This window comes from Kutzneria sp. 744, assembly GCF_000568255.1.
GTDB lineage: Bacteria > Actinomycetota > Actinomycetes > Mycobacteriales > Pseudonocardiaceae > Kutzneria.
Genome location: NZ_KK037166.1, coordinates 1,328,921 through 1,352,379 on the forward strand (window position 1 = coordinate 1,328,921; position 23,459 = coordinate 1,352,379).

Genomic DNA, 23,459 nt, shown 5'->3' on the forward strand with positions numbered 1-23,459 from the left:
CGCCCGCATGGACGCCATCGCGCTGGACCCGGACCTGATGGCCGACGTCGTGAAGCTCGACCTGGCCACGATCCTGCGCCAGGGCCAGGAGTCCGGCGAGTTCCGCGACTTCGACGTGAACCACATGGCAACGGCCGTCAACGGCGCCGTGCGCAACGGCCCGCTGCTGGACTACGCCATGAATCCGAACTTCGACCTGAACGGCTACGCCGGAGAGCTGGTGACGTCGTTCGACCTGGCGACAAGAAGGGGGTAGACCATGGCCAAGGTGGTGATCGCGGCCGTCGGCTCGCGGGGTGACACCGCGCCGCTGATCGCGATCGGAACCCGGCTGCAACAGGCGGGGCACGAGGTCACGATGTCCGCGCAGACCATCTTCGAGGACCTGGTCACCAGCTGCGGGCTGCGGTTCCGGCCGCACGACCTGAGCCTGCCCGGGCTCGACACGGCCGCGCCGGGCATGGTCGCACCCGGGGTGCCCGAGATGAGCGACATCGAGAAACCCGGCCAAGGCCGTCATGCGCTTCATGTCGCCCAAGGGCATGCAGGCGACCGGCGAGGGCCTGCTCCGGACGCTGCGGGACGAGCCGGCGGACATCCTGCTGCTGTCACCTTTCGCCGAACTGGCCGGCCATCCGCTGGCCGAGGCCCGGGGCGTGCCCAGCATCGGGATCCGGCTCCAGGCCATGTCCACCACCGCCGATTTCCCGCCGTCGATCCTGGGCGGATGGTCGGTCGGGCCGTTGCTCAACCGAGTCGTTGGACGGTTCGGGGCCGGCTGGGTCGACCGGTACTGCGCGAAGCCCATCGCCGCCCTCCGGTCCCAGCTCGGCCTGCCGAAGGTGTCGGCGCGGGCGCTGCGGCGTCGTCGCACCGAGGCGGAATGGCCCATCCTGCATGGGTTTTCGCCCACGGTCGTGCCGCGCCCGCGGGACTGGCGGCGTGGTCTGGAGGTGGTCGGCTACTGGTGGCCGCCGCGTCCCCTCGGCTGGGAGCCGCCGGCCGATGTCGTGCGGTTCCTGGAATCCGGGCCGCCGCCGGTGTACATCGGCTTCGGCAGCCTGCCGATGCCCAAGGCCAAGGCCGCCCAGGTGTCCGAGCTCATCGCCCAGGCCCTGCGCAAGGCGGGCGTTCGTGGCATCGTGCAGTCCGGCTGGGCTCAGCTCGCTGTCTCCTCCGACGACGTGCTGACGGTGGGCGAGATCCCGCACGACTGGTTGTTCGACCGGGTCGCCGCCGTCGCGCACGCCTGCGGCGCCGGCACCACCGGCGCCGGACTGCGGGCCGGTGTTCCCGCCGTCGCCCTGCCGAACGCCGGAGATCAGTCGTTCTGGGCTCGTCGCCTGGACAAGCTCGGTGTCAGCGCCGGCACGGTGCCGCTGAAGAAGCTCACCGCCGACTCCTTGGCCGCCGCTATCACCACCGCGGTCACCGACCCCGACCTCCGCGCCAACGCCAAGGCCGTCGCCGCCCACCTAGCCACCGAAGACGGCCCCGCCGCCGTCCTCCAGACCGTAGAACGCCTCACCACCTAAACCGCGAGCCCCGCTCTCCAGCAACCGAATGCAGTTTCATGACCCGAGGGCGCCCAGCGCGTCGAGGGCGGCGGCGTGGATCCGGTCGTCGAGCACGATCGAGCGCAGCCCGGTCGGCTCGGTGAGGCGTTCATCCCGCTCCAACACCGCCAACACGCGCGAGCGCAACACCTTCGCCGGCGATCCGACCTTCGCGACGGCGCGGAGGGCTTCCAGGATCACCGGCTCGTACTCGGGGGCGTCCAGGGCGCGGGTCAGCACGGTGACGGCGAGCTCGGTGTCGCCGCAGGCCACCACGGTCTCCGGCACGCCGAACATGCCCCAGCGGTCCGGGTTGTCCCGCACCCACCTCTCGGCCCGCGCGAGAACGGCCGCCCGGTCGGCCGGATCGAGCAGCACGGCCGAGCGTACGAAGGCGTGCGCGAACCGCCAGTCCTCGGGCGGGCCGAGGCTGTCGAGCACCTCGCGCAGGATCTCCTTGTCACCGGTGACAATGCAGTGCACCCGCGCGGCCCACAGTTCCAGCCATCGATCCTGAACCACCCGGACCAGGGCCTCGATCCACGGCCCCAGGTGCGCGGCGGCGGAACCGAAGCCCTCGAACGCCATCAGCGCGGGCTCGGGCCGCTTGGACGCCAGCATCAGCGTCAACGCGTCCTCGGCCCCGTACCCGGCCGGCCCGCACGCGGCGAGGGCCCGCCACAGCTGGTACTGCACGGAAGTCGGCTCCGGGCCACACTTTTCGAGCACGGCGTGCAGCACCGGAACCACCCTCTCCGGGTAGCGCGGCGCGCACTCCTTCACCATGTCGCCGAGTTCCGGTTCGAAGCCGGACAGGTGGTGGTAGGCGAGCTTGTCGCTGTTCTCCTTGACGGCACGGAGAACCGTCGTCACGGCGCGCTCGTCGCCCTGCCGCGCCAGAGCCCAGGCCGCGGCCATCTCGACCACGGGGTCGCCGTCGGCCAGCAGGCTGGCCAGCCTGCCGGCATGGGGCGTGCCGGCCTCGCCGACGGACGCGAGCAGATCGGCGGCCCTGGTCCGGATCTGGGCGTCGTCGTCGAACAGGACCTGTCCGAGCAGCGGCAGCAGCGAACGGGTGGCGGAGCGGGATTTCGCCATCACGGCGCCGGCCGCCCCGAGCGCGCCCGACAACACGCCGCCGGTGCCGCGCGCGATCAGCAGGCGGATGATCTCCATCCGTGCCACGACATTCTCGTCCGGGCACAGCGCTTCGATCAGGTGATGCCCGTCGTTGACCCAGGCGCTGTAAGCCCCGCGAGGCAGCGTCGGCGCGAGGGCGGCCTCCACCAGTTCCCTCGCGGACACCGATTCCCGGTCGAGCGCACGGCGGGCCAACAGATTGGCCAGCCGCAGCCGCTCGTCCACCGCCTCAGCCAGCCGGAGCACCGCCGTGCGGCCGGCGGCCGCGCCCTCCAACCGGGACTTGACCCGGATCGCCAGCTCCTTCTCCCGGACGTCGCGCGCCACCAACGCCTTCTCGATCTCCTTGGCGCGAGGCGACATCGCGGCGTACTGCCAGAGCAGCGTGACGGCTTCGCGGCGCACGTTGGCGTTGCGGTCCTTCACCAGCATGATCACCCTGTCGTGCAGGGAAAGCAACGTCTCACGGCACGCCACGGCGTGGGGATCCGGCTGCTGGCCCGGGTCGTTCAGCCGCATCACCAGCCGAGCCAGCAGATCCACGATGTCGGGCCGGATCCGGACCTTCGGCGTGCCGACGAGCTCCACCAGATACCGCACGGTCGGCGCGCTGGCCGAGCAGATTCCGCCGTCCGGCGGGAAAAGCGCGAGCTCGATGCCCTCGAACTGGTCCCGCATGTTCCAGTTGCTGGCCAGCGCGCGCAGCCGGCGCGGGATGTCCGAGGCTTTGCCGTTGGCGTGCCGCAGCTGCGCCCACGGGATGTCGTCGAGCCCGTCCAGAGGCGTGTACTGCTCGCTCGCCACCGTCAGGACACCGGGGCAAGCAGGATCCACAGTGGACCGTCGGCGGCCGGAACCGCGTTGCCCGCGGCGTCGGCGTAGATCGTCGCGGCGGTGCGGCTCGTCCGCGACCACGTGGCCGCGAACAGCTTCCCGTCCCGCAGCACGGTCGCCGACCCGCTGCCGACCGTCACCCCGACCGGCGAAGGATTGCCCGCCACGTCACCGGGAACCGTGCCCGCGCGGGTGGTGACCTTCTGCACGATCACCGTGGCCGCGCCGACCCGGCCGCCGTCGGTGGTGGTCAGCGGTGTGCCGTCCATGGAGACCAGCCACTTCTGGTCCGCCCACTCGAAGTCGAAGCCCACGGTCGCGACCTGCTCGTGCTGTTTGGTGGTCGGCGTGCCGCCGGCCGGCGCGGGCCCGGTGGCCTGTGGCGTGACCGTGCCGGTGCCCTTGGGCAGCTTGTCCGGCGCACGAACCTAAAAGAACCGAGCTCAACACTTGTAATCGCAGCCGACGCGCCCGAGTCTTGGGAGGACTGGTCAATAGGCATGCCGTATTTCCCCTTGCGATGCTGCTATACGGGTCGAACTGGCTGACTTGGCTGTACATGCCATCCCCGGAACCTTGCGCTAGGGCTACGGGAGGCATGGGGGTACGGGATCACATGTTACCGCTAGTAACGTTCTCTCTTACTCCGTACTCGGTGGCCGGTACGCATACTTCATGCCCCTCGCTCTCTCACAAGGGGGGTCGACCGGGTTCACTTTGCGTCTTCCGTTAGGCAGGCAATTTCAAATTGACGCACTCTGATAGAAAGCAGCACGAGGTCAATGCTAACTTCTTATAAGCCAGCGACAGACTAACGACGCCCGACGTCTCGAGCCACGAAGCTTGACGGTTTCCTGAGTTACTGGAGAGGAATTTCTATCAGACATTAGGTGTGAGGGGAAGATCACAAAGATGCTGATAGGGGAGAGAGGAAGTCGACTCTTAGCTACGAAAGGAAGGAAAAAGTCCAGACGTCAAAAGGAGGGAGGGAGGAGGCCGCCGCCGTCATGGTGGCCGCTGTGGCCGCCGAACGGGCCGTGGTGGTGGTGATGCTGGCTGCCGCCGCCGTCGGAGCCGGTGTAGCCGTCACCCCCGCCGAGGTTGCGCCGGCGCCGTCCGGACGTGGCGGACTGGACGATGCCGACGATGAGCAGGGTGATACCGACCAGGATGAGCAGGCTGAACGCCATGACGTCACCTCCTGCGGCCGCGTCGGCGGTGTCCCCCTGACCCCGGGTCCGCGACCTGTGACATCGGAGTGTTCTCCCTGTCGCGGCTCGAATTCCACGCACTTGAGCAAGGTTTGAGCCAACGGGTTGTCTTCGATCGGCACTGAAGCCATAGTGTTGGCTCGTGCAGACACGCGTCGGCCTGGGCGTCATCCTCGCGCAGTGGGGGCGGATCGGGTGCATCGGCTTCGGCGGCCCGCCCACGCACATCCTGCTGCTGCGGCGGCTGTGCGTAACCGAGCGGGGCTGGCTGACCGCCGAGGAGTTCGAGGACGGCATCGCCGCCACCACCCTGCTGCCCGGCCCCGCCTCCACCCAGCTGGCGATCTTCTGCGCGTGGCGGCTGCGGGGCGTGCCGGGCGCGCTGGTCGGGGCGGTCGGCTTCATCTGCCCTGGGCTCATCGTGATCCTGGCACTCGCGGCGCTGTTCCTGAGCGGCAACCCACCACTCTGGGTCACCGGCGCGGCGGCCGGCGCCGGCGCAGCCGTCGCGGCGGTGGCCGCACACGCGGCGTCCGGTCTGATCCCGGCCAGTTGGCGGCGGGCCCGTCACCATGGCCGCTGGATCGCCTACCTGCTCCTCGGGGCGGCGGCCACGGTGCTGTTCGGGCCGTGGGTGGTGCTCGCGCTGGTCGGCTGCGGGTTCGTCGAGGTCACATGGCGGAGCCGCACCGTGCGGTCGTACGCCCTGCCGTTGATCGGCGGGATCGCCGGCGGGCTGCCGTGGGTGGCGCTGAAGGTCGGCGCGCTGTCCTACGGCGGCGGGTTCGTGATCATCCCGCTGATGCAGGCTGACGCCGTCGACCGCTACCACTGGATGACCGGCTCGCAGTTCCTCAACGCGGTCGCCCTCGGCCAGATCACGCCCGGCCCGGTCGTGCAGACCGTCGCCGTCGTCGGTTACGCCGCCGGCGGGCTGGCCGGCGGCCTGCTCGCGTCGCTGTTGGCGTTCGCACCGTCATTTCTGTTCGTGGTGATCGGCGGCCCCAGGTTCGACCGCCTGCGCGCCAGCGCGACCGTTCAGTCCTTTCTGGACGGTGCGGGACCGGCGGCGATCGGCGCGATCGCCGGTTCCGCCGTGCCGCTCGGGCTGACGCTGCACCATCCGTGGCAGGCGGTCGTGCTCGCCCTGGCCGCGATCTGGCTCCTGCTGCTGCGCCGCGGCGTGGTCACCGCCCTGCTCGGCGCTGCCCTGCTCGGGGTCGGCGCCGCACTGGCCGGTTTCGCCCTGACGTGAACCGCTCGACCCTCCCCCGCGTACCGAACAGTGGCAACGCACAACAGTGTGATCATGCAACGATCCATAGTGGAGCGTGGACGATGAGGGCACGGACGTTCCTGGGGGTGTGCGGTGCGGTGGCCGTGCTGACGACGGCGGGCTGCGGCAGCACGCAGCTGGGTGTGACGGCCGCGACCGCGCCCCAGCAGCAACAGCCGCCGGCGGCACAGCTCACCGACACCAAGTACGGGCCGCTCAGCGCGGCCGACATGAAGCTGATGACCCTGGTCCAGGAGACCAGCATCCGTGAGATCGAACTGTCCCAGTGGGCCCTGCAGCGTTCGACCAACCAGCAGGTCAGGGCGTCCGCGCAGATGATCGTCACGCAGCACGTGGAGCTGCAGAAGGAGGATCTCGCCGCCGCGGCCAAGCTCGGCCTCACCCTGCCCGACCGGCCCGCCGCCGACATGCAGGTCGGCATCGACCGCATGCAGCAGGAGAACGGCAAGACCTTCGACGTCGACTACACCAACACCCTGCGGCAGGCCCACGGCGAGGCGTTCATCCTCATCGCCCAGGTGCGCGCCGACACCCGCAACTCCGTGGTCCGGCCGCTGGCCGACTCGGCCAACAACTTCATCAAGATGCACATGCAGGTGCTGGAGACGACCGGCGAGGTGGACTGGGGGCAGCTGCCCGTTCCCGACGCCTCCTAGGGCAGCAGCCGCTCCCGGTGATGTTCTTCGTGCAGGTCACGGCGCCGGGCGTGCAGCAGCTGGGCCAGCGTGATCACGCCCAGGCGGGTCGTCGGATCGTGGCGGTCGACCACCGGGGCGCTGGTCACGTAGCCCTCGGCCAGCTTGTTGGCCACCTCGCGCAGCGTCTCGTCCGGGTGCACGGTCACGCGGACCGGCGTCGTGAGGTCCGGCTGCGCCTCGGGCGTCATCACCTCGTGCGCGAAGAACGTCTCCAGCGGATCGGTGGTGTACTCGCGGGTGAGGTGCAGCCGGCGGCGGGCGATCTTCTCCGTCAGCACGGATCGCTTGAGCAGCAACACCGACAGCGCGTAGGCCGACACCGACGCGACCACCAGCGGCAGCAGGTAGCTCCAGGCGTGGGTCAGCTCCAGCGTGAACACGATGCCGGTCAGCGGCGAGCGCATCACGCCGCCGACCACCGCCGCCAGGCCGCACGTGGCCCAGAATCCCGGCGAGAACTGGGGCAGCAGGCCGCTTTCCGCCGCGCCGAGCGAGGCGCCGATCATGAACACCGGCGCGAGCACGCCGCCCGAGGTGCCCGAGCCCAGCGACAGCGACCAGATCGCCGTCTTCACCACCAGGATGCCGATGATCAGCGACTGCGTGGCGTGGCCGGTCAGCAGCTGGTCGATCACGTCGTAGCCGACGCCCAGCGCCCTCGGCTCGATCAGGCCGCCGACGCCGATGACCAGGCCGCCCAGGGCCGGCCACCACATCCAGTGCGCCGGCAGGCGGGCGAACAGGTCCTCCGCGAAGTACACCAGCGCCGTCGCGCCGATCGCCAGCAGGCCGCCGGTCAGGCCCGGGACCAGCGCCAACGCGTCGAACGCCGGTCCCGGTGCGGACGACGGCGCAGGCACTGCGAACACCGGGTCCGCGCCCAGCATGACACCTCGGCAGATCGTGCTCACCACCACCGCCGCGCCGACCGGGATCAGGCTGCGGGGCCGCCACTCGAACAGCAGCAGCTCCACCGCCAGCAGGATCGAGGCCAGCGGCGCGTTGAACGTCGCCGCCATGCCGCCCGCCGCGCCCGCCACCAGCAGCGTCTTGCGTTCGTCCGCCGACAGTTTCAGCGTCTGGGCCAGGATCGAGCCCACCGCCCCGCCGGTCATGATGATCGGGCCCTCCGCGCCGAACGGCCCACCCGTGCCGATGCTGATCGCCGCCGACACCGGCTTGAGCACCGCCACCCGCGGCGCCACCCGGCTGCCGCCGGTCAGGATCGCCTCGATCGCCTCCGGCATGCCGTGGCCGCGGATCTTCTCCGAGCCGTACCGGGCCATCAGCCCGATCACCAGCCCGCCCGCCACCGGCGCCGTCAGCACCAGCCACCAGGGGTGGTGCACCGCCCCCGGCGCCACCAGGTCCGTGGCCAGGCGTTGGTAGAACACCGCGTTGGTGATCAGGCCGATCAGCTTCAGCAGCACGTACGCCGCCCCCGCCGCCGCGGCCCCCACCACCAGCGCGATCCCCGTGATCACCAGCACCCTCGGTCGGACGTGGAAGTCCCCGAGCCTGGCCACCGAATGTTGCATACAGTAACCATTGCTTAGTGCAACAGATCGCGTCAATTCCTGGTGGCGGAGCTCACGGGCCGCCCCCTACCGTCCACGCATGCCCGAATTCGCCTGGGTGGAGCTGGACCCGGCCATCGCCCGCGAGCTGGCGGTCCGGGCCGTGACCGAGCTCAACGACGGCGTGCTCATCACGGTGCTTCGCCGCGACGGCCACACGGTTGACGGGTGAGGTCCGGTCAGTCCAGGTCGAGCATCGGGAAGAGGCGGGCGACGACGGCCACCGGCGCCGCGTCGGAGGGCCGGGCCGCCGGTTGGGTCTCGCGGTGGCGGAACAGGGTGATCACCGAGCGGATGGCGTCCCCCATGGCCGCCATCTCCTCCGGCGTCAGGTACACGACCTCGCTGAAGGCCTCGTCGTCGCGCCACTCCGCCGGGGCCTGGGCCCGGCTATCGCGCCAGCGCCGGTAGCTCTCGTCCTCCAGCCGCCGATTCAGCTCCCCCAGCTCCGACGACGGCTTCGGACCGGTGGCCAGCCGCCACGGCCGGGCCCGCCCCGTCGTCCCCGGCACGTCCTCCACCAACCCCTGCTCGGCCAGCTTGCGCAGGTGGAACGAGTACAGCCCGGTGTTGCCGCCCAGCTCCCTCGCCGCGTCCGTCGACGTCAGCTCCGCTCGCTCGCGCAGCAGCTCCAGCAGCGCTTCCCGCACCGGATGGTTCTCCATGTTTGCAAACATTACACCCTTTGCAAACCCGGGGCCGCCACCCTACTCTCGCCGCTATGACCGTGCTGCCCGTACGCCTGTTCGGCGACCCCGTGCTCACCCAGCCCGCCGCCCCCGTCACCGATTTCGACGCCGAGCTCCGCAAGCTCGTCCGGGACCTCCACCACACCCTCGACGCCCAGCACGGCGCCGGCCTCGCCGCTCCCCAACTGGGCATCGGCCGCCGGGTCTTCGTCTTCGACATGGGCGACACCCGCGGCCACCTCGTCAACCCCACCCTGGCCTTCCCCGACGAGCAGGAGCAGGACGGCCCCGAGGGTTGCCTGTCCATGCCCGGCCTCTACTTCGACACCGTCCGCCGCCTCAACGTCGTCGCCAAGGGCTACACCATGCACGGCGACCCTTTGCAAATAGTCGGCGCCGGCGACCTCGCCCGCTGCCTCCAGCACGAGACCGACCACCTCGACGGCGTCCTGTTCCTCGACCGCATGGACCCCCGACGCCGCCGCGCCGCCCTTCACGAGATCCTCGCCGCCGACTGGAACACCCCGCCGACGGTCAAGGTCTCCCCCCACACCGGCGCTTTCTGGCAGCGCTGATCGGCACGCTTGGCCCGTCCGGCAAACTGATCGCCATGACTGGGGCGTCGGAGATCCGGAACATCGCACACTCCGTTTCGGGAGTGCAGGCCGGATACATCGACTCCGTGACGATCCACCACCAGTCGCACGAACGAGACGTACCTCGACAGCTGCCGCCGGCATCGGCGGACTTCATCGGCCGCGAGGCGGAGCTGGACCAGCTCACGGCCGCTCTCGACACCAGCCCGACAGTGGTGATCTCCGCGCTCGGCGGCGCCGGCGGAATCGGCAAGACGTGGCTGGCACTGCACTGGGCGTACCGGAATCTTGATCTCTTCCCGGACGGCCAGCTGTTCGTTGACCTGCGCGGTTTCGACCAGCACGAGAAGCCGATGTCTCCGCACGAGGCGGTGCGCGGATTCCTTGACGCACTGGGGATCCCGCCGGACGACATGCCGCAGGAGCAGTCCGCGCAGGTCGGGCTCTACCGCAGCCTGGTCACCGACAAGCGAATGCTGATCGTCCTGGACAACGCCCGCGACAGCGCGCAGGTGGAGCCGCTGTTACCGGGTGCGTCCGGCACCGTCCTGGTGACGAGCCGGGACCGTATGGACTCGTTGGTCACCGGCTACAGCGCACGGCCAGTCGCGGTGACGGCGCTGGACGCTGCGGCGGCCAGGGACCTACTGTCCCAGCGGCTCAGCGCCGGTCGACTTGCCGCCGAACCAGCAGCTGTCGACGAGCTGATCCGCTGGTGTGCTGGCCTGCCGTTGGCATTGAGCATCGTCGCCGGGCAGGCCCTGATTGCCGATGACGTGCCCCTGGCCGCCTTCGCCGCGGAGCTGCGTGACGCCTCGTCACGGTTGAGCGCGCTCGATGCCGGCGGTAAGAGCCAGCTGCACGCGGTGCTCTCGTGGTCATACCAGGCCCTGGCGCCGCAGGATGCCCGGGTGTTCCGGCTGCTCGGCACTGCACCTGGCGCCGATATCAGCTTGTTCGAGGCGGCCAACCTCACCGGTCTGCCCAAGCGAGCGCTGCTCATGTCATTGAAAACGCTGACGCGGGTCTCGCTTGTCCAAGGACATTTCTCGACGAGCTACCGACTGCACGACCTGGTTCGCTTATACGCCGCCGAGTTAGCGACACCGGAGGAAACGGATGCCGCGCTGAAGCGGCTTGCGGCTGCGGCCTGCCACACCTCACACACCGCCGACCGGCTCATCGCCGCGCATCACCAGGAAATCAACGTCGGCGAACTGCCGCCTGACTGCACGCTTCCGAACCTGACGGTCGAACGCCAGGCACGGGAGTGGCTGAGGACCGAGCGGGCCAATGTCATGGCGTTACAGCAGGTTGCGTTCGAACGTCGCTGGTACGAGACAGCCTGGGCGCTCGCCTGGACCATGACGACGTTCAACCTTCGCATGGGACATCTGCACGACAACTTCACGGCCTGGGTGTCGGGTCTTGAAGCGGCCAAGTACCTCGACAAGGATATGCGGACCCGCGCCTACCGGCATCTCAGCCGTGCCTGCTCCGATCTCAACCGACACGAAGAGGCTTATCGCTACGGGCTCGAGGGTCTCGCCTGGGCCCAGGAATGCCAGGACGAGCTCGGCGAGGCGCACACGCGCCGTGCCGTTGCCCGGGCCTGCGAGCGTCGCGGCGACAACGAAGAGGCACTGACGCATTCGAAACGTGCGCTGGAGCTGTACGAACGGTTGGACCGGCCGTTCAGCAGCTCCCATGCGCTCGACGAAATCGGCTGGTACACGGCCAGGCTCGGACGGTTTGACGAAGCCCGTGAGCACTCGACAGCAGCGCTCGCACAGTGCCGGGATCGAATCGATCGCAGCGGCGAGGCGGGCGCGTTGATGACCCTGGGCTTCATTGCCAACGGCACCGGCGACCCCGTCGGGGCGATTCGCCTCTACGAGGAGTCGCGGGCGATTTCGCAGGAACTCGGCGACGCCAAGTCCGAGGCCAAGGTGCTCGACCACCTCGGGGACGCGGCGGCGACGATCGATCCAGCCAAGGCGATCGACGCCTGGGAAAGCGCGGCCGGCCTGTACAAGGCGCAGCGGCTCACCGAGGAAGCGGCCGCGGTCCGCGAGAAGCTCGAGGCGCTTACCCAGCACTAGAACAGGCGGCCGAGGTCCTCAGCGGGCGGTTCCTCCAGGGAGAGCAGGAATCGCTTGCGGGACAGGCCGCCGGCGTAGCCGGTGAGGCGGCCGCCGGAGCCGACGACGCGGTGGCAGGGGACGATGATGCTGATGGGGTTCCAGCCGTTGGCATTGCCGACGGCCTGGGCGCCGGCGGGGTCGCCGAGGGCGAGGGCGAGTTGGCCGTAGGTGCGGGTCTCGCCGTAGGGGATCTTGACGAGCTGGTCCCAGACGGCGAGTTCGAAGGCGGAACCGCGAGGGGCGAGCTCGAGGTCGAAGGTGGTGCGGGTGCCGGCGAAGTACTCGCGGAGCTGGGTGATGGCCTCGGAGAAGCCTGAGTCGTCGCGAGGTCCCAAAGGGATTCGGGGAGTGCGGCTGTGGCCGTCGAAGTAGAGGCCGATGAGGGCGGCGCCGTCGGCGACGAGGGTCAGAGGTCCGACGGGCGAGTCCGTGATCGTGTGCCGAACGCCCATGGCCCCAGACTAGCGACGACCATGGCCCCGGCGATGACGGCGATGGCCGTCCAGTCGAGCCACGCGAGCCGCTGCCCGAGCACGACGAAGCCGACGAGTGCGGCCAGCACGGGATTGACGCTCATGAACAGGCCGAAGAACTGGGTGGGCACACGGCGCAGGGCGAACAGGTCGACCAGGAACGGAATGGCCGACGACAGCACGCCGGCGGTCAGGGCCTCGCCCACCGAGTAGGCGGTCGGCGGGTGCAGAAAGAGAACCACCACACCGATGGGCACGTACACGACGGCCGACACGAGGGCCGCGGCGGCGGATCCCTGGGCACCGGGCAGGCGCTGGCCGACGGTGCGGTTCAACAGGATGTAGCACGCCCAGCAGGCGGCGGCGAGCAACGCCAGCCCGATGCCGAGGTAGTCGGTGCTGGCCTGCGGGCGAGCCAGCACCACGGCGGCGGGGGCCGCCACCAAGGCGCACCCCATGTCGACCAGACGACGCGAACCGGCCAGCGCGATGGCCACCGGACCAAGGAACTCCAGCGTCACCGCGAGACCGAGGCCGACGCGGTCGATCGCGGTGTACAGGGAGAGGTTCATCGTGGCGAACACCAGCGCCAGCGCCAGCACGGGCCGCCACTCGTAGGCGGTGAAGGACCGTAATCGCGGACGGCCGGCGGCCAGCAGCACGGCACCGGCGACCCACTGCCGGACCGCGACCACGCCGGCCGGCCCGATCACGGGAAACGCCAGCGCCGCCCGTCGCGCCCCGACCTGGCTGGACAGCGCGCCGCCCAGCATCATCGCCATGCCCCCGACCCGTGCAGTCGCCATGGCGGGAGCCTGCGCCGCGCCGACACATACGCAAAATGCATCTGACACGCCATCTATACGATAAACGCATGGATCTCGAACTGCGTCAGCTCCGCTGCCTGGTCGCGATCGTGGACACCGGCACGTTCACCGACGCCGCGATCGAGCTGAGCGTGTCCCAGGCGGCGGTGTCCCGCACGCTGTCCGCGCTGGAACACGTGCTCGGCGTGCGCCTGCTGCACCGCACGAGCCGTTCCATCACGCCGACGACCGCGGGCGTGCAGGTGCTGGCCCGCGCCCGGCAGGTGCTGGCCGAGGCCGACAACCTGGTCCGCGAGGCCACGACCGGCCACACCCGGCTGCGCATCGGCCACGCCTGGTCGGCGATCGGCCGGCACACCGCCGAGTTCCAACGCCGCTGGGCGGTCCGCCATCCCGGCGTGGAGCTGCTGTTCGTCCGCACGAACACGACGACCGGCGGCCTGGCCGAGGGTCTCTGCGACCTGGCCGTCGTCCGCACGCCAATCGACACCCAGCGCTATTCGCACGTGCAGGTGGGCAGCGAACCCCGCTACTGCGTGATGGCCGCCGACGACCCGTGGGCCAAGCGGCGGTCGATCACCCTCACCGAGATCGCCGAGCGCGTGCTGATGATCGACCGCCGCACCGGCACCACGACCGCCGACCTGTGGCCGCCGGACAAACAGCCGAAGCTAATGCCGACCAACGACGTGGACGACTGGTTGGCGGCCATCGCGGCCGGGCGCTGCGTCGGCATCACGCCGCAGGCCACGGTCACCCAGTACCGCCGGGACGGGATCGTCTACCGCCGCGTGCGTGACGCGCCGCCGGTCCCGGTGCACCTGATCTGGCGCCGCCACGACCCGCATCCCGCAACGCACGCGGCGATCGCCCTGCTCACGGAGCTGTACTCACCAGGAACCGCACACTGACGACGCCGACCGGGCGGCGGAGACGACGGCGCTCCACGGCGGCGCGCACTCGCCGAACACGGGCCGCTGCAACCACCGGCGCTCCGACGAGTCGCCGGGCAGCGGCACCACCGTGCCGACGGGCAGGTAGCCGACCTGGATCCGCACCAGGTCGGCCCAGGTCGCCGTGCGCAGCTGGGTCCTCGCCTGCGTGATGAAGATCCACTCACGCTGCCGCCCGATCGACAGGATGATCGGGGCCCGCAGCAGGCAGCGGGTCAGAATGCCGTTCACCTCGGCCGCGAAGCCGGCGCGCATGATCAACGCGTCGGCGCTCTCGCCGACGACGATGTGGTCGCCGCCGAACAGTTGTGCCTCGGAACCGGTGTTGGCCAGAGCGGTCATGACTGCCTCTCCCTACGAGCAGGGTTGGGCTACCGCGTTGGTCGAGGATGCGCGCGAGGGGCGTGATCGTCGAACGCCGCGCGGGAGCGCGACCGGGACTCCACTTGAGCACTCCACGGGTGCTGGGTTTGGTCGGACCGGCAAAAGATAGGCGCACGCGGGCAATCCGTTCGTCCCCAGCACACCAGTGCGCGGGGAATCCCTTGAAACACCGCGACTTGGCGGCGGTCATCGGGTAGACCTGTGTGGTGGGGAGCGAGATTCGGGAAGACCTGCTCAGGCCGCTGTTGACGTCTCTGAGCAGCCATGACGCCGATCGGCCGGCGTACAGCGACGGCCGCCGCACCATCACCTACGGCCAACTGCGTGGCACCGGGTGCCTCGATGTCGACCGGGGCGACCGGGTCCTGATCCACATCGGGAACCGCGTCGAATTCGTCGAACACCTGCTGGCGACGCTGCGGGCGGCGGCGATCGCGGTCCCGGTGAGCGTGCGCGCGACGGAAGACGAACTCGCCCACATAGCACGGGATTCCGGGGCGACGCTGATCGTCACCGAGGCCCGGAACGCGCATCTGGTGCGGGGCCTGGACTTGCGCACGGTGATCGTCGAGGACGGCCCGGCCTGGCGCGAGCCACGCGAGGAGCCGGCCCTGGACGACCCGTCGTGGCTGCTCTACACATCCGGCACGACCGGTCGCCCCAAAGGCGTGCTGACCACGCAGCGAGCGATGTTGTGGTCGACCGCCGCCTGCTACGCCCCGACGTTCGGTCTGTCCGAACAGGACACCCTCGTCTGGCCGCTGCCGCTGCATCACGCCTACGGGCTCTCACTCGCCATCGTCGGTTCGATCACGGTCGGCGCCCACACCAGGATCGTCGACGGCGATCTGGAACAGGTTCTCGCTCACCATCCCGGTTGCGTGCTGGCCGGTGTGCCCACGACATATCTCCAGTTCCGGGGCGCCGGGTCGCCGCGGCTGTGTCTGACCACCGGGGCATCCTGCACGCCGGCTGCACGCGCTGCCGCACAAGGGTTGTTCGGCGCGCCGCTGCTGGACGGCTATGGCAGCACGGAGACCGGCGGCAAGATCGCCGTGCAGCGGCCGGGCGAGGACGCGCTGGCTCCGTTGCCCGGTGTGGACGTCCGGATCGTCGACGGCGAGATCCAGGTGCGCAGCCCCGGCCTGATGCTCGGCTACCACGGCCGCCCGACGGACTCCATTGTAGACGGTTGGTATCGCACCGGCGACGCCGGCCGGTTGGAGGACGGGAAGCTGACGGTCGAGGGCCGGATCGACGACGTGCTCATCTGCGGTGGGCAGAACGTGCACCCGCTGGAGATCGAGGCGGTGCTGCTGGAGTCGCCGTCGGTCCTGGACGCGCTGGTGGTCGGCCGGGCCGACGACATGGTCGGCCAGGTGCCGGTCGCGCACATCGTGCCGGCCCACGGCGCCTTCGACGCCGAGGAGCTGCGGCAGCTCTGCCTGCGTCGGCTGTCGCTGCACAAGGTGCCGGTAGCTTTCGAGCTCGCCGACGAGATTCCCCGAACGGCCTCGGGCAAACCTTTGCGCCGCAAGTTCACCGCCAGATCCTCGCCCACTGCAACGACATCGGACCTGGTCGCGGCGGTGCGGGCCGAGATCGTGGCGCTGTGCGGTCACGACGGCGGAGACCGGTGGCGCGACCGGACGTTCACCGATCTCGGGCTGACGTCGATCGCCAGTGTCCAATTGCGACACCGGATCGCCGCGATCACCGGGGTCACGCTGTCTCATTCGCTCGTGTACGACTTTCCGACGCCGGGCGAAGTGATCGCCGAGGTCGAACGGCTTCGGGCGGGCAGGGCGACGCCGGAACCCGTCCGAGCACGACCGGTCAACGACGAGCCGATCGCCATCGTGGCGATGGCGTGCCGCTATCCGGGCGGTGTCCGGTCGCCGGAGGATCTGTGGCGGCTGGTGGCCGACGGTGTCGACGCCACCGGCGACTTCCCCACCGACCGCGGCTGGGATCTCACCAGCCTCTACCACCCCGATCCGGACCACATCGGCGGTTCCACCACCCAGCGCGGCGGTTTCCTCCACGACGCCGCCGATTTCGACGCCGACATGTTCCGGATCTCGCCACGCGAGGCGCTCGCCACCGATCCCCAGCAGCGGCTGCTGTTGGAGACGTCGTGGGAGCTGTTCGAGCGCGCCGGCATCGACACCACGGAGCTGCGCGGCAGCGACACGGGTGTGTTCGTCGGCGTGATGAACGAGGACTACGCGAGCCGGTTCGAGTCGCACGAACTCGAGGCGCGGCTGGGCATCGGCTCGTCGCACGCGGTCGCCTCGGGCCGGATCTCCTACACTTTCGACTTCCACGGGCCGGTTGTCACGGTCGACACCGCGTGCTCGTCTTCGCTGGTGGCACTGCACTGGGCGGCCCGGGCGCTGCGTTCCGGCGAGTGCTCGCTCGCGGTTGCCGGCGGGTCGACGGTGATGGCGACGCCCCGCACGTTCCTGGCGTTCAGCCGCCAGCGTGGCCTGTCCCCCGACGGTCGCTGCCGCTCCTATGCGGCGGGCGCCGACGGCACCGCATGGTCCGAGGGCGTCGGAATCGTTCTGCTTGAACGCCTTTCGGACGCCCGGCGCAACGGTCACCCGGTGCTGGCGCTGCTGCGCGGTTCGGCCGTGAACTCCGACGGGGCATCGAACGGCCTGACGGCGCCGAGCGGCCGGGCCCAGCGTGCCGTGATCCACTCGGCCCTCGCCGACGGCGGACTATCCACCGTGGACATCGATGCCGTGGACGGCCACGGCACCGCCACGCCGCTGGGTGATCCGATCGAGGCCGAGGCGCTGATCGCCACCTACGGACATCGCCGGGACCGCCCGCTGTGGCTCGGCTCCGTGAAGTCCAACCTGGGCCACACCCAGGCCGCGGCCGGTGTCGCCGGCGTGATCAAGATGGTGGAGGCCCTGCGCCACCAACAGCTTCCGCTGTCCCTGTTCGCCGACGACCCGAGCCCACGCGTCGACTGGTCCGCCGGCCAGGTGTCCCTGTTGGCCGAGCCGCAGCCGTGGCCCGCCGGCCGTCGGATCCGTAGGGCCGGGGTGTCCTCGTTCGGCATCGGTGGCACCAACGCCCACGTGATCATCGAAGAGGCGCCGGCGGCCGAGATCCCGCACCGCGCCGCGTTCCCGCCGGTTCCCTGGCTGCTCAGCGCGGCCGACGAGAACGCGCTGCCAGCCGTCGCGGCCGGCCTTCTCGACGCCCCCGATGACATCGACACCGCCTACACGCTCGCCACCCGCACCGCGTTGCCACATCGGGCGATGGCCGTCGACATCGCTGCGCTGAGGGCCATAGCCGCCGGTCGGACCGGCGGGCAGAGCGTACGCGCCGGGGCGAAGGTTGCCTTCATGTTCAGCGGCCAGGGCGCCCAGCGGGTGGGCATGGGCCGAGAACTGTCGCGACTGTTCCCGGTTTTCAAGAAGTCCTTCGACGAGGCGTGTGCCCCCGAGGTGCGCGAGGCGGCGTTCAGCGGGGATCTGCTGGACCGCACCGACAACTCCCAGGCCGCGCTGTTCGCGTTCGAGGTGGCGATGGTCCGGCTGCTGGAGTCCTGGGGCGTGCGCCCGGACTTCCTCGTCGGTCATTCCATCGGCGAGATCGCCGCGGCGCACATAGCGGGCGTCCTCTCGCTCGACGACGCGATGACATTGGTGACGGCCCGCGGCCGGTTGATGGCGGCGCTGCCGCCGGGCGGCGTGATGATCGCCGTCGACGCGGCTGAGGCGGACATCGCTCCGCTGCTGAACGGCCAGGTGTCCATCGCCGCGATCAACGGCCCGAGGTCGCTGGTCCTGTCCGGTGGCGAAGCGGCGGTGCGGGCCGTCGCCGACACCTGCCGGCGCAGCACCCGGCTCACGGTCAGCCATGCCTTCCACTCCCGGCTCATCGAGCCGATGCTGGAGGAATTCCGTGCTGTAGCGGAGAAACTGACCTACCACCGGCCGGAGATCCGGCTGATCTCCACCCTCACCGGCCGTGCGATCGAGATCATCGACGCCGATCACTGGGTCCGCCACGCACGCCACACCGTCCGTTTCGCCGATGCCCTGGCCACCCTGGGCACTGATACCTCCATCTTCCTCGAAGTCGGTCCGGACGCCGTGCTCAGCCACGCCACCACCCCGGCGATCTCGACCACCCACTCCGGTGCCGGCCTGCTCGACGCCCTCGGCGCACTGCACACCGCCGGCATCGCCGTCGACTGGCGCGCAGTCTTCCGCGGCAGCGGTGCGCGCCTCACGGACCTGCCCACCTATCCGTTCCAGCGCACCCGCTACTGGCTCGACCCACGACCGCCCGCCACAACCACCGCCCTGCTCGGCCCCGCCATGAAGGCCCCGGACTCGCCGCGAATCGTGCACGGCGGCGCAATCGGCCTGCGCACTCACCCCTGGCTCGCCGATCACGTCGTCGGCGGGGAAAACATCGTCCCGGCCACGATGTTCGTCGAGATCGCGCTCCAGGCCGGCCAAGCCGTCGGGGAGCTCGCCATCGAGCGGCCGCTGCCCGTGCGGGACGAGATCCAGCTCCAGGTGGTTATCGACGAGCGGCGCATCGACATCTACGCCCTGGCCGACACCGAGTGGATCCGCCACGCATCGGGCCGCCTCAAGCTCCCGGAACCAGCCTCCCGGCAGCACGAATGGCCGCCCGCCGGCGCAGCCGAGATCGACATCGCCTACGACCTGCTCGGCTACGGCCCGGCCTTTCAAGCGGTGACAAGACTCTGGCGACGCGGCGACGAGATCTTCGCCGAGGTCGAGGCCGACGCCTTCCCCGTCCTGCTCGACGCCGCCGTACACGCGATGGCCCTCGCCGAAGGCCCGGCCGCGCCCAGGGTTCCGTTCCTCTGGACCGGCATAGACCGTTATGCGACCGGCAATCGGGCCCGGGTCAGCCTGCTGAGCGCCGGCGCCGACAGCATCCGTGCGGAGCTCCACGACGAAGCCGGTGAGCCGATCGCGGTCGTGGCGTCCATGCTCACGCGCCCGCTCCCCGCACCTCAGTCCATGCTCTACAGTCCACATTGGACCGAGGTGCCGCGGACGCCCGGCGAAGCCAAGGTGGTCGAGGTTCCCGCCGGCGACCTGAGATCGACTACCACGAAGGCGTTGGCAGAGCTGCACGACTGGCAGCGCACCGGCGAGAAGCTCGTGCTCGTCACGAGAAACGCCACTGGTGCCGACCCCGATCTCGCCGCCGCGGCGGCCTATGGAGTCGGAGTCTCCGCTGCGGCCGAGCACCCCGAGCGGATCACCGTCGTCGACCTGGACCCGGGCTTCCCGCTCGACCGCGTCCCCGGCCTCGTCGGCGGCAGCCTCGAACCACAACTGGCCGTGCGCGACGGCGTCCCCCACGCCCTTCGCGTCACCCGAGCGATTCCTTCGACGAAACGCCCCATCGACCCCGCCGGCACGGTCCTGATCACCGGCGGCGCCGGCGCGATCGGCACCCTCATCGCCCGGCATCTCATGGCCGAGCACGGCGTCAGGCATCTGGTGCTGACCAGCCGAAACCCCGGCCCCGTCGACCTCAACGCCAGGATCGTCGCCGGCGACATCGCCGACCGTGCCTTCGTCGACGACCTGATCCGGCAGTGCGATCCCCCGCTGACCGCCGTGGTCCACTCCGCCGCCGTGCTCGACGACGGCGTCCTCGCCGCCCAGACACCGTCCCGAATGGACACTGTCCTACGCCCGAAAGCGGACGGCGCATGGGTCCTGCACGAGGCCACCAAGCACCTGCCGCTCTCCGCCTTCGTGCTGTTCTCCTCCGTCGCCGGCGTCTTCGGCAAGGCCGGGCAGGCCAACTACGCCGCCGCCAATCGCTACCTCGACGCGCTCGCCCACCACCGCCACGCCCTCGGGCTACCCGCGCTCTCCCTGGCCTGGGGCCTCTGGGATGCCGGGCTCGGCAACCAGATCTCCGACCTCGCCCGCCGCCGGATCGCCGCCGCCGGCATCGCCGGGCTCACCGCCGAACAGGGGCTCGCTCTCTTCGACGCCGCCCTCGGCTCCGACGAGCCCGTGCTCATCCCCGTCCGCTTCGACGGCGCCGCGGATCTTCCCGCCCTCGCCGGACGCCGCGCCGCGACCGCCGCTCGCTGGCCGCGACGCCCGTCCGAGGACGAGCTCAAAGCCTTGCTACGCCAGGAACTCGCCGCCGTCCTCGGCCACCCCGACCCCGACCGGATCCCCGACGACAAGCCCTTTCCCGACCTCGGCTTCGACTCCCTCACCGTGGTCGAGATCCGCGGCCGCCTGGCCGCGCTGACCGGCCTCGACCTGCCCGCCACCCTGCTGTTCGACCGGCCGACCGTGGTGGATCTCGCCGCGCACCTGCACGGCGAGATCCACCGCTGATCAGCTCAACGGGTGCGCTCCATCAGGGCGAACAGGTTCTCCCAGTGGCGCTGCTCGCCGGCCGCGTTGTAGGCGGCGGTGTCGGTCATGGTGAAGCCGTGCTCGGCGCCCTCGTAGACCTCGGACGTGTAGGTGACGCCGGCCTCGTCCAGGGCGGCCTCCAGTAGCTTGATCTGGTCGGCGTCCATGGAGTGGTCGTGGTCGGCGTGTCCGAAGTAGACCTCGCCGGTGATGTTGCCGACGGCCAGGTGCGGGCTGTCGGGCTGGTCGGTGGCCAGGCGGCCGCCGTGGAAGGAGGCGATGGCCTTGACCCGGTCGGGCAGGGCCTCGATCACCCGCAGGGCGTTGGTGCCGCCCATGCAGTAGCCGGTGATCACGACGGGACCGGCCTCGACGCCGTCCTGCGCGGCCAGGAAGTCGAGATACCTGGTGGCGTCGCTGGTGATCACGTCCGGTGTGAGGGCGGCGATCAGCGGCATGATCTGGCCGAACAGGGCGCCGCGCTTGTCGGGGTCGGCCAGGTCCGACAGGTCGAACAGGGGCGCCCGGCCCCCTCGGTGGAGCAGGTTCGGGGCGAGCACGGCGTATCCACGGGCGGCGATGGCGTCGGCCATCTCCTCGATCCGAGGCCGCAGCCCGAAGGCGTCCATGAACAGCAGGACCCCGGGGCCGCCGCCGTCCGGCACCACCAGGTAGGAATCGGCGACGCCGTCCTCGGTCGGCACGTCCACCATGCCCTTGCGCATGTGCTGTCACTCCACTCGCGGATCGGCGAAAACGTTGTGCGTTCAACCTACCGCTGGCAGAGGAGGACCTTGCCGACCGCTTCCCCGCTTTCCACCAACCGGTGCGCGGCGGCGATCCCGGTGAGCGGGAACCGGGCGGCGATCGGATGCGTGAGCACGGCGTCGGCGAGCAGCCGGTTCACGTGCTCGGCGGCGGCCGACAAGGCCGGCGCGGGCATGGTGAAGACCTGCACGGCGCGAATTGTGACGTTTCGGCGCATCAACGGGTAGAACGGCAGCGCCGGCTCGGTCACCGCGTCGGAGCCGTAGGCGACGATCGTCCCGTTCGTCGCGATCACCGCCGACGTCAACGGGAGATTGGCCCCGAACGCGACATCCACCACCCGCTGCACGCCCCCGCCGGACAGGGCCAGGATCTCGGCCGCGGCGTCCTCGGACCGGTAGTCGACGACGTGGTCGGCGCCGGCGGCCAGCGCCGCCTTCTGCTTCTCCGGGGTGCTGGCGGTGGCCAACACCGTTGCGCCGCCGTGCTTTGCCAGCTCGATCGCGTAGTGGGCGACCGCGCCGGCCCCGCCAGTGATGAGCATGGTCTTGCCGGCCACCGGCCCGTCGACGAAGACTGCGCGATGCGCCGTCAAAGCCGGCACGCCCAGGCAGGCCCCGTCCTCGAACGAGGTCGAGTCGGGCAGGGCGACCGCCCGATCCGACGGCACGACCACGTACTCGGCCGACGTCCCGAACGGACGGCCCTGGCCGGCGCAGTGCAGCCAGACCCGGGCCCCGAGCCGTGAATACGGGACCCGCGGCCCGATCCGGTCGATCACGCCGGCGCCATCGTCCCCGGGTATCACCCGGGCGCTGGTCATAGCCCGGCCGCCTGACCCGGCTCTCCGCTTCACGTCGACCGGGTTGACGCCGGTGGCGTGCAACCGGACCCGCACCTCGCCGATCCCCGGTTCAGGGTCGGGCAGTTCTCCCACCACGAGCACGTCATCGGCGGCCCCGACGCGGTCGTACCAGGCCGCCCTCATATCCAGAACTCCGTCAGGGCCGCGGCGACCAGGCCGGGCTGTTCCAGCGGCTGCATGTGCGGCGTGCCGGGCAGAACCCGGAAGTGCGAGCCGGGGATGCGCCCGGCGATGCCCCGCATGATCTCCGGGGTCGTCGAGACGTCGGCCTCGCCGGCGAGCACGAGCGTCGGCACCCCCAGGGACGCCAACTTCCCTTGCACGTCAAGGCTTTTGAACGCGCGCCAGGCGGCCGCCCAATCGGCGGTGTTGCCGCCGAGCACACGTTCCCGGGCGTACTGCACGCTCTCGCCGTTGACGGCGAGGGCGTCCGCGGTGAACCACCGCGTGAGCGACGGCGCGACCTGTGCCGCCATGCCGTCGTTCTCCCCGGACGACGCCCGCCCCTCGAAGGCGTCGAACGGGAAGTCCGTGGTCGCCAGCAGCGCCAGCGACGCGAACCGCTCCGGCGCGAGCACCGCCGCCGTCTGGGCGATGCCGCCGCCGAAGGAGAGGCCGACGACGTGGGCCCGCTCGACGCCGATCGCGTCCAGCACACCGATCAGGTCCCGGGCGGTGTCGGCCATCGTGTACGGGCTCGGCGACCCCGTGGCCGAGCCGTGTCCCCGCACGTCGTAGGCGAACACGCGGCGGCCGACGGCGAGGGCGTCCATGACCGGCTCCCACATCTGCCGGTCGAGGCCGAGCGCGTGCACGAGCAGGACGGCCGGCCCGGTGTCGCCGCGCTGCGCCACCACGGTCTCGTGGTCGGCCAGTCGAACGCGGTGCAGCTGGGCCGGCGGATGGGCGTCGACCATCGTCACGGTCTCGAGCTGGCGGGGGAAGCCGGTGTCGAGCGACATCCGTTTGGCCAGGCCGAGCACACGTGCGTCGGCCAGCGAGGTGACGGTCATGACGGCAACGATCGTCCGTTGATCGTCATA

The 23,459-nt window shown here is 70.4% G+C and carries 19 protein-coding genes and 2 pseudogenes; 10 read left to right on the plus strand and 11 right to left on the minus strand.

The genetic code is table 11. The annotated features are described in order from the left end of the window. The 3 genes and pseudogenes from KUTG_RS05755 to KUTG_RS05760 form a co-directional block, all read left to right on the plus strand. Nucleotides 1-256, plus strand: a pseudogene (locus tag KUTG_RS05755) (TetR/AcrR family transcriptional regulator); the annotation flags it as partial. A 3-nt stretch (nucleotides 257-259) separates the two neighbouring features. Beyond that, a pseudogene (locus tag KUTG_RS65985) lies at nucleotides 260-415 on the plus strand (glycosyltransferase); the annotation flags it as partial. Between the two features lie 103 nt (nucleotides 416-518). Continuing rightward, nucleotides 519-1,535, plus strand: a complete 1,017-nt coding sequence (locus KUTG_RS05760; protein ID WP_232240680.1) for a glycosyltransferase — start codon at nucleotides 519-521, stop codon at nucleotides 1,533-1,535. Between the two features lie 36 nt (nucleotides 1,536-1,571). Here KUTG_RS05760 and KUTG_RS05765 read toward each other — a convergent pair whose 3' ends face one another. The 3 genes from KUTG_RS05765 to KUTG_RS05775 all read right to left on the minus strand — a co-directional run bounded on the left by KUTG_RS05765 (nucleotide 1,572) and on the right by KUTG_RS05775 (nucleotide 4,720). Then, on the minus strand, nucleotides 1,572-3,500 hold the full coding sequence (locus tag KUTG_RS05765; RefSeq protein WP_043715449.1) for a HEAT repeat domain-containing protein: 1,929 nt from the start codon (nucleotides 3,498-3,500) through the stop codon (nucleotides 1,572-1,574). 2 nt (nucleotides 3,501-3,502) lie between these two features. Further along, complete coding sequence (locus tag KUTG_RS05770; protein ID WP_052394059.1) at nucleotides 3,503-3,844, minus strand: DUF3048 C-terminal domain-containing protein; 342 nt, start codon at nucleotides 3,842-3,844, stop codon at nucleotides 3,503-3,505. A gap of 660 nt (nucleotides 3,845-4,504) precedes the next feature. Next, nucleotides 4,505-4,720: a hypothetical protein gene (locus KUTG_RS05775; protein WP_043715451.1), complete on the minus strand. Its 216-nt coding sequence runs from the start codon at nucleotides 4,718-4,720 to the stop codon at nucleotides 4,505-4,507. A gap of 163 nt (nucleotides 4,721-4,883) precedes the next feature. Here KUTG_RS05775 and KUTG_RS05780 point away from each other — a divergent pair, with 163 nt between their 5' ends. Then, on the plus strand, nucleotides 4,884-5,996 hold the full coding sequence (locus KUTG_RS05780; RefSeq protein ID WP_043715453.1) for a chromate transporter: 1,113 nt from the start codon (nucleotides 4,884-4,886) through the stop codon (nucleotides 5,994-5,996). A gap of 83 nt (nucleotides 5,997-6,079) precedes the next feature. Continuing rightward, nucleotides 6,080-6,694 (plus strand): DUF4142 domain-containing protein, encoded by a 615-nt coding sequence (locus KUTG_RS05785; protein ID WP_043715455.1) that lies wholly within the window; start codon nucleotides 6,080-6,082, stop codon nucleotides 6,692-6,694. On the opposite strand, the gene KUTG_RS05790 is transcribed toward KUTG_RS05785, so the two are convergent. Continuing rightward, complete coding sequence (locus KUTG_RS05790; protein ID WP_232240681.1) at nucleotides 6,691-8,262, minus strand: chloride channel protein; 1,572 nt, start codon at nucleotides 8,260-8,262, stop codon at nucleotides 6,691-6,693. The genes KUTG_RS05785 and KUTG_RS05790 overlap by 4 nt on opposite strands. 91 nt (nucleotides 8,263-8,353) lie before the next feature. Between KUTG_RS05790 and KUTG_RS65115 the strand changes: the two genes are divergently transcribed. After that, entirely contained in the window at nucleotides 8,354-8,485 is a 132-nt protein-coding gene (locus KUTG_RS65115) for a hypothetical protein (protein ID WP_255360850.1), read from the plus strand. 7 nt (nucleotides 8,486-8,492) lie between these two features. On the opposite strand, the gene KUTG_RS05795 is transcribed toward KUTG_RS65115, so the two are convergent. Continuing rightward, entirely contained in the window at nucleotides 8,493-8,978 is a 486-nt protein-coding gene (locus KUTG_RS05795; protein ID WP_084578939.1) for a helix-turn-helix domain-containing protein, read from the minus strand. 56 nt (nucleotides 8,979-9,034) lie between these two features. On the opposite strand from KUTG_RS05795, the gene def reads away from it, so the two are divergent. Together def and KUTG_RS05805 are read left to right on the plus strand one after the other, a co-directional pair. Continuing rightward, entirely contained in the window at nucleotides 9,035-9,577 is a 543-nt protein-coding gene (gene def / locus KUTG_RS05800) for a peptide deformylase (RefSeq protein WP_043715461.1), read from the plus strand. Between the two features lie 107 nt (nucleotides 9,578-9,684). Next, the gene (locus KUTG_RS05805) at nucleotides 9,685-11,700 is read left to right on the plus strand and encodes an ATP-binding protein (protein ID WP_232240682.1); all 2,016 of its coding nucleotides are present in this window, start codon (nucleotides 9,685-9,687) and stop codon (nucleotides 11,698-11,700) included. On the opposite strand, the gene KUTG_RS05810 is transcribed toward KUTG_RS05805, so the two are convergent. Then, the gene (locus KUTG_RS05810) at nucleotides 11,697-12,194 is read right to left on the minus strand and encodes a methylated-DNA--[protein]-cysteine S-methyltransferase (RefSeq protein WP_043715463.1); all 498 of its coding nucleotides are present in this window, start codon (nucleotides 12,192-12,194) and stop codon (nucleotides 11,697-11,699) included. The genes KUTG_RS05805 and KUTG_RS05810 overlap by 4 nt on opposite strands. Beyond that, nucleotides 12,149-13,021 (minus strand): EamA family transporter, encoded by an 873-nt coding sequence (locus KUTG_RS05815; RefSeq protein WP_052394062.1) that lies wholly within the window; start codon nucleotides 13,019-13,021, stop codon nucleotides 12,149-12,151. Before KUTG_RS05815 ends, KUTG_RS05810 begins: the two co-directional genes overlap by 46 nt. Nucleotides 13,022-13,089: 68 nt before the next feature. Between KUTG_RS05815 and KUTG_RS05820 the strand changes: the two genes are divergently transcribed. Next, complete coding sequence (locus KUTG_RS05820) at nucleotides 13,090-13,953, plus strand: LysR family transcriptional regulator (protein ID WP_043715465.1); 864 nt, start codon at nucleotides 13,090-13,092, stop codon at nucleotides 13,951-13,953. Here KUTG_RS05820 and KUTG_RS05825 read toward each other — a convergent pair. Continuing rightward, nucleotides 13,933-14,337, minus strand: a complete 405-nt coding sequence (locus tag KUTG_RS05825) for a hypothetical protein (protein WP_052394065.1) — start codon at nucleotides 14,335-14,337, stop codon at nucleotides 13,933-13,935. The two genes, KUTG_RS05820 and KUTG_RS05825, sit on opposite strands and share 21 nt — an antisense overlap. A 248-nt stretch (nucleotides 14,338-14,585) precedes the next feature. Here KUTG_RS05825 and KUTG_RS05830 point away from each other — a divergent pair, with 248 nt between their 5' ends. Then, nucleotides 14,586-20,762 carry a type I polyketide synthase gene (locus KUTG_RS05830; RefSeq protein ID WP_043715468.1) on the plus strand — a complete coding sequence of 2,059 codons (6,177 nt, stop codon included), beginning with the start codon at nucleotides 14,586-14,588 and terminating at the stop codon, nucleotides 20,760-20,762. 5 nt (nucleotides 20,763-20,767) lie between these two features. On the opposite strand, the gene KUTG_RS05835 is transcribed toward KUTG_RS05830, so the two are convergent. Genes KUTG_RS05835 through KUTG_RS05845 form a run of 3 tightly spaced genes read right to left on the minus strand, consistent with a single transcriptional unit; the run spans nucleotide 20,768 to nucleotide 23,429 of the window. Beyond that, nucleotides 20,768-21,508, minus strand: a complete 741-nt coding sequence (locus KUTG_RS05835; protein ID WP_043715470.1) for a dienelactone hydrolase family protein — start codon at nucleotides 21,506-21,508, stop codon at nucleotides 20,768-20,770. 47 nt (nucleotides 21,509-21,555) lie between these two features. Then, nucleotides 21,556-22,539 carry an NADPH:quinone reductase gene (locus KUTG_RS05840; RefSeq protein WP_043715472.1) on the minus strand — a complete coding sequence of 328 codons (984 nt, stop codon included), beginning with the start codon at nucleotides 22,537-22,539 and terminating at the stop codon, nucleotides 21,556-21,558. Further along, nucleotides 22,536-23,429, minus strand: a complete 894-nt coding sequence (locus KUTG_RS05845; RefSeq protein WP_052394066.1) for an alpha/beta fold hydrolase — start codon at nucleotides 23,427-23,429, stop codon at nucleotides 22,536-22,538. The genes KUTG_RS05840 and KUTG_RS05845 overlap by 4 nt, the downstream gene beginning before the upstream one ends. Nucleotides 23,430-23,459 lie beyond the last annotated feature (30 nt).

Excerpts from the sequence above, each read along its gene's own strand:
- KUTG_RS05820 (WP_043715465.1), top strand. The coding sequence starts at position 13,090 with ATGGATCTCGAACTGCGTCAGCTCCGCTGCCTGGTCGCGATCGTGGAC.
- KUTG_RS65115 (WP_255360850.1), top strand. The coding sequence starts at position 8,354 with ATGCCCGAATTCGCCTGGGTGGAGCTGGACCCGGCCATCGCCCGCGAG.
- KUTG_RS05845 (WP_052394066.1), bottom strand. The coding sequence starts at position 23,429 with ATGACCGTCACCTCGCTGGCCGACGCACGTGTGCTCGGCCTGGCCAAA.
- def (WP_043715461.1), top strand. The coding sequence starts at position 9,035 with ATGACCGTGCTGCCCGTACGCCTGTTCGGCGACCCCGTGCTCACCCAG.
- KUTG_RS05835 (WP_043715470.1), bottom strand. The coding sequence starts at position 21,508 with ATGCGCAAGGGCATGGTGGACGTGCCGACCGAGGACGGCGTCGCCGAT.
- KUTG_RS05840 (WP_043715472.1), bottom strand. The coding sequence starts at position 22,539 with ATGAGGGCGGCCTGGTACGACCGCGTCGGGGCCGCCGATGACGTGCTC.
- KUTG_RS05795 (WP_084578939.1), bottom strand. The coding sequence starts at position 8,978 with ATGGAGAACCATCCGGTGCGGGAAGCGCTGCTGGAGCTGCTGCGCGAG.
- KUTG_RS05810 (WP_043715463.1), bottom strand. The coding sequence starts at position 12,194 with ATGGGCGTTCGGCACACGATCACGGACTCGCCCGTCGGACCTCTGACC.
- KUTG_RS05825 (WP_052394065.1), bottom strand. The coding sequence starts at position 14,337 with ATGACCGCTCTGGCCAACACCGGTTCCGAGGCACAACTGTTCGGCGGC.
- KUTG_RS05785 (WP_043715455.1), top strand. The coding sequence starts at position 6,080 with ATGAGGGCACGGACGTTCCTGGGGGTGTGCGGTGCGGTGGCCGTGCTG.
- KUTG_RS05775 (WP_043715451.1), bottom strand. The coding sequence starts at position 4,720 with ATGGCGTTCAGCCTGCTCATCCTGGTCGGTATCACCCTGCTCATCGTC.
- KUTG_RS05815 (WP_052394062.1), bottom strand. The coding sequence starts at position 13,021 with ATGGCGACTGCACGGGTCGGGGGCATGGCGATGATGCTGGGCGGCGCG.
- KUTG_RS05760 (WP_232240680.1), top strand. The coding sequence starts at position 519 with ATGCGCTTCATGTCGCCCAAGGGCATGCAGGCGACCGGCGAGGGCCTG.